Genomic DNA, 381 nt, shown 5'->3' with positions numbered 1-381 from the left:
TCGGGTTTGCCGAGTGGATCGTCGCCGCCGTAGATCAGCAGGGTGGGTGCGGTGATCTCGCCGAGGCGGCCGAGGACGTCGAATCCGCGGATCGCGTCCATCCGGCGCTGGTCCGCCTCGGCGGGGCGGTGGAGCAGGATTCGCTGGGTCTCGGCGAACAGTTCGGGTGACTGTTTTCCCTTTGCGGACAGGACGGCGTCGAGCATGGCGGCTGCGCGGTCTTCCCCGGCGTGCGTGAGGTTCTGGGCGGTGGCCGGTGCGGTGGAGAACTGCGGGATCGCGGTTGCGACGGTCAGTGTCCGCACGGTTTCCGGTCGGCTGATGCCGAGTTGCAAGGCGATGGCGCCGCCGTAGGAGGCGCCGAAGATGTGTGCGCGTTCG

Annotated in this window: 1 protein-coding gene; it reads right to left on the bottom strand. The window is 68.8% G+C overall.

Annotation, left to right across the window (positions count from 1 at the left end; all coding sequences use genetic code 11):
• Positions 1–381: alpha/beta fold hydrolase (locus AD72_RS37425; RefSeq protein WP_031470967.1), on the bottom strand; the 381-nt coding region annotated here is incomplete at both ends.

Origin of the sequence: Sciscionella sediminilitoris (genome assembly GCF_000737195.2) — a bacterium.
GTDB classification, from domain to species: domain Bacteria; phylum Actinomycetota; class Actinomycetes; order Mycobacteriales; family Pseudonocardiaceae; genus Sciscionella; species Sciscionella sediminilitoris.
The sequence above is the reverse complement of the archived record's forward strand: the minus strand, read 5'-3'. Positions and strand labels throughout refer to the sequence as shown.